Source organism: Microcystis sp. M44BS1 (assembly GCF_020244875.1).
Taxonomy (GTDB): Bacteria; Cyanobacteriota; Cyanobacteriia; order Cyanobacteriales; family Microcystaceae; genus Microcystis; species Microcystis panniformis.
This window is the reverse complement of record NZ_JADBVM010000016.1, coordinates 1-3266: the sequence shown is the minus strand read 5'-3', so window position 1 is coordinate 3266 and position 3266 is coordinate 1. Positions and strand designations below refer to the sequence as shown.

Below are 3266 nucleotides of genomic sequence, written 5' to 3'. Positions count from 1 at the left end.
GGAGAAACAGTAGAAATAATTAATGATTCTGGCTTTGAGCCTAAGTTATGGTAAAAGAATGATGCTCCCATCATAATTTTTTTCCCCCCTTCCCGTTTTCTTAATACTTTCTTTAAGGATTGGCTGAAAGCATTGCCCTGAAAGGCTTGGAAAAATAGGAGTTCGGGCGATCAGTTGAAGTGGCGATCGCTCAAAGGGATAAATTACTATGTTATACTGGGAAAAAACGAAATAATCAATCAAAGAAAGCTATGATCCAAGAATATCTTAATAAAGCGATGGAAACAGCCCATTATGAACTTTTAGAGGATAATGAGGGATTTTATGGCAACATTCCCAATGCTCCGGGAGTTTGGGCAACCGGAGAAACCCTAGAAGCTTGTCGTCGGGAACTCTTAGAAGTCTTAGAAGAATGGATATTATTGGCAATTAAATTAGGTCATCAATTGCCAGAATTTGACGGTTTATCTTTAAAAATAGATTTAGTCGCCTAACATTTATCTAAGTTGAATCATGCCTTATTTTGGTGCAACTTCTCGTTCTAATTTAATTTCAGCTTTGCATAAAGCAGGATTTCAAGGTCCCTACACAGGGAAAAGACACCAATTTATGGAAAAAAATGGCTTAAGAGTCCGTCTTCCCAATCCTCATCAGTCAGATATTAGTATTAATTTACTCAGTAGAATTCTAAAACAAGCTCAAATTTCTAAAGATGAATGGGAGAAATTGTAACTAGAACTTATGCCATTCCCCTAGATGGGGGTGAAATAATGGGTATCATACATAATAAGAGACGATCTTCATGAAACAGGTCATAGAAAATGCCTACCATAAAAATTCAAGCCCAACTATCTAAAGAAGACTTACTAGAAGCCGTCGAACAGTTAAGCTTATCTGAATTAGAAGGTTTTTTTCAAGATATAATTGCGCTAAAAGCGAAACATCATGCCCCTAGTTTATCAAAAGATGAAACCGAATTATTATTAAAAATTAATCAAGGTCTTTCTCAAGATAATCAAGGCCGTTATCAACTTTTAATCAACAAGAGAAATGAAGAAAATTTAACAGAGCAAGAGTACCAAGAATTACTCAAATTGAGCGATCAAATGGAAATTCACCAAACACAACGTCTAGAATATCTAGCCCAATTAGCCCAATTACGTCAAATATCCCTAACGGATTTAATGACACAACTTAGCATCAAACCCATCGTTAATGACTGAAAATAAACTGACAACTCGACTCAAAGAAGTGGTTAAAGCGAGGGCAGATAATTGTTGTGAATATTGCTATTCTCAAGAAAAGTTTGCCACTCAAGGCTTCTCTGTCGAACATATTTATCCTCTGAGTAAAGGAGGTCACACTCATTTAGATAACTTAGCTTTAGCGTGCCAAGTATGCAACAATCATAAATATAATAAAACAGAAGGAACAGATCCCGTTAGTGGGGAAATAGTCTCTCTTTATAATCCCAGACAACAAAATTGGTCAGATCATTTTGCTTGGAGTAATGATTATACTTTGATTATTGGATTAACTTCTATCGGCAGAGTAACAGTAAAAATTTTGCGTTTGAACCGAAAAGGATTAGTTAATCTGCGTCAAATATTATACGCGATGGGAGAACATCCTCCTATTTTAAAAATGATATTTTCTTGATACTTTTTTAAGGATTGGCTGAAAGCATTACCCTGACAGGCTTAGAGAAATAGAGATTCGGGCGATTCGGTTGAAGGGGCGACTTGGTAAAATTGCAAGCATAGAGTACATCTACACCCCTGTATGTAGCCACACACCTGCTCAAATCCCTTCTTGCGCTCAAATAGGCTTCGATACTTAGATTCGATACTTAGAGAGGAATTGGTTCACTATTGGCAATATTATCGATAAGAGCAGCATTATGCCCACTCTTTCTCGCTTTTCCTCTATTTTACACCCTTATTCCCTTTTTGACGAAAATTTGCCAAGTCGTGTATTAGAGATTTACTCAATTTTTGTACCCAGTAAGGGGGCAGAGCATACAGCACAGGTTATGGTCTTTTGTCAACGGGAAAGTCCAGTAAAGAGCGAGTGAAATCTAAAATTTTTTCTTGCTTTTCCTTGGGTAATTTATCAATTAAAGCTGTTAGCTTTTCTGTTAAAGATAACCACGTTTTGCTCTTAGCTTTCCAGGTGATAATAAATTGCTGCATTGGCAGAGGACAAAGGGCTATAGTTTCCCCTCGATCATTACTAAATTCAATTTCGTAACAACCATCATTGTAGTCTTCAACGATTGTCCCTTGTTCTCCCATTCTTAAGTTATATTCAGGCAAGTCAACTAATAATTCAACCAGGTCAAATAATTCGGGTTTAATCATGGTCTTTTTCTTACATATAAAGTTACTAATCTAGCTGTATCACTATCAGGCTCAACAATCCATACAGTCCTCGCTATTTCTTTTTGTCCTGGTTCAATTCCTGTAATTTCTAGATCGACTTGATAACGTTGTCCATGGATATCTGTACTTTGATAAACAGCTTTTGCTTCAAGAGCTTTGTCGGCAATTTGTACTAGGAGTGGCTCATAATTATCTTGAGTATATCCTAAGTGGCGTTGAAACATGAGGGCTTTATTTAATCCTTTTGGATTGTCTAAATTAAGAGCATATTGAGTTAATTTCCTAGAATCTATTTTGACTTTGTTGACAATATCTTTTAATTTCATTTATAATCACTACTACCGCTATTAAAGCTTAAAATTCCTTTCCTTGTCATTCAATCGCTGCCATTTTTCATCTGCTCTTAAATCGGGGTTAAGCTGTTGACTATCTAAATTACTCGTTAAGATTGCAGGGGAGCGCCAGAGTTGGGAGCAGGGAGAAGCAGTTTGAGCATTTGTACTAAAATTTCCCCTACGCAGTTTAAATTCAGTATAGCTTATAAGGTTTCAAGGATTGTCTTTGTCAATAAGGCTCCCTTGTTGCGGTGAATATTACGAGAGATATTGGGCTCTTCGTTACTTGGTATGATTCGATCAGGAGGTATAAATCGACTAAATCCTTATCTGGCAAGAGACTTAATTGATTAGCTCGTTCTAGATTGACAACAATTGGCAAAAATCGAAGCAATGTCTTTCTATATAACTGGACTTCCCCGTTGACAAAAAGCCATAACCTGTGCTGTAGAAGGGATTAAAAGAATTTCCGCCGCCTCGTTACTGGGTACAAATCAGGGAAACTCCCAATAAATCTAACGCATGATTGTTGCAGTTGAGTCGGTCGAGT

The 3266-nt window shown here is 36.8% G+C and carries 6 protein-coding genes; 4 read left to right on the top strand and 2 right to left on the bottom strand.

Annotation, left to right across the window (positions count from 1 at the left end; translation table 11 throughout):
• Nucleotides 1–179: 179 nt before the first annotated feature.
• The 4 genes from IM515_RS00600 to IM515_RS00585 all read left to right on the top strand — a co-directional run bounded on the left by IM515_RS00600 (nt 180) and on the right by IM515_RS00585 (nt 1659).
• Nucleotides 180–494, top strand: coding sequence for a type II toxin-antitoxin system HicB family antitoxin (locus IM515_RS00600; protein ID WP_287697818.1), 315 nt, complete (start codon nt 180–182; stop codon nt 492–494).
• A gap of 19 nt (nt 495–513) precedes the next feature.
• A complete protein-coding gene (locus IM515_RS00595; protein ID WP_002787539.1) occupies nt 514–732 on the top strand; it encodes a type II toxin-antitoxin system HicA family toxin in 219 nt (72 codons plus the stop codon).
• 89 nt (nt 733–821) lie between these two features.
• Nucleotides 822–1223: a hypothetical protein gene (locus IM515_RS00590; protein WP_004159806.1), complete on the top strand. Its 402-nt coding sequence runs from the start codon at nt 822–824 to the stop codon at nt 1221–1223.
• Nucleotides 1216–1659, top strand: a complete 444-nt coding sequence (locus tag IM515_RS00585) for an HNH endonuclease (RefSeq protein WP_004159805.1) — start codon at nt 1216–1218, stop codon at nt 1657–1659. The genes IM515_RS00590 and IM515_RS00585 overlap by 8 nt, the downstream gene beginning before the upstream one ends.
• A gap of 371 nt (nt 1660–2030) precedes the next feature.
• Here the strand turns inward: IM515_RS00585 and IM515_RS00580 are convergent, their stop codons facing one another.
• Entirely contained in the window at nt 2031–2360 is a 330-nt protein-coding gene (locus IM515_RS00580) for a DUF4926 domain-containing protein (protein WP_004159801.1), read from the bottom strand.
• Nucleotides 2357–2707: a DUF6883 domain-containing protein gene (locus IM515_RS00575; RefSeq protein WP_287629956.1), complete on the bottom strand. Its 351-nt coding sequence runs from the start codon at nt 2705–2707 to the stop codon at nt 2357–2359. The genes IM515_RS00580 and IM515_RS00575 overlap by 4 nt, the downstream gene beginning before the upstream one ends.
• Nucleotides 2708–3266: the final 559 nt, after the last annotated feature.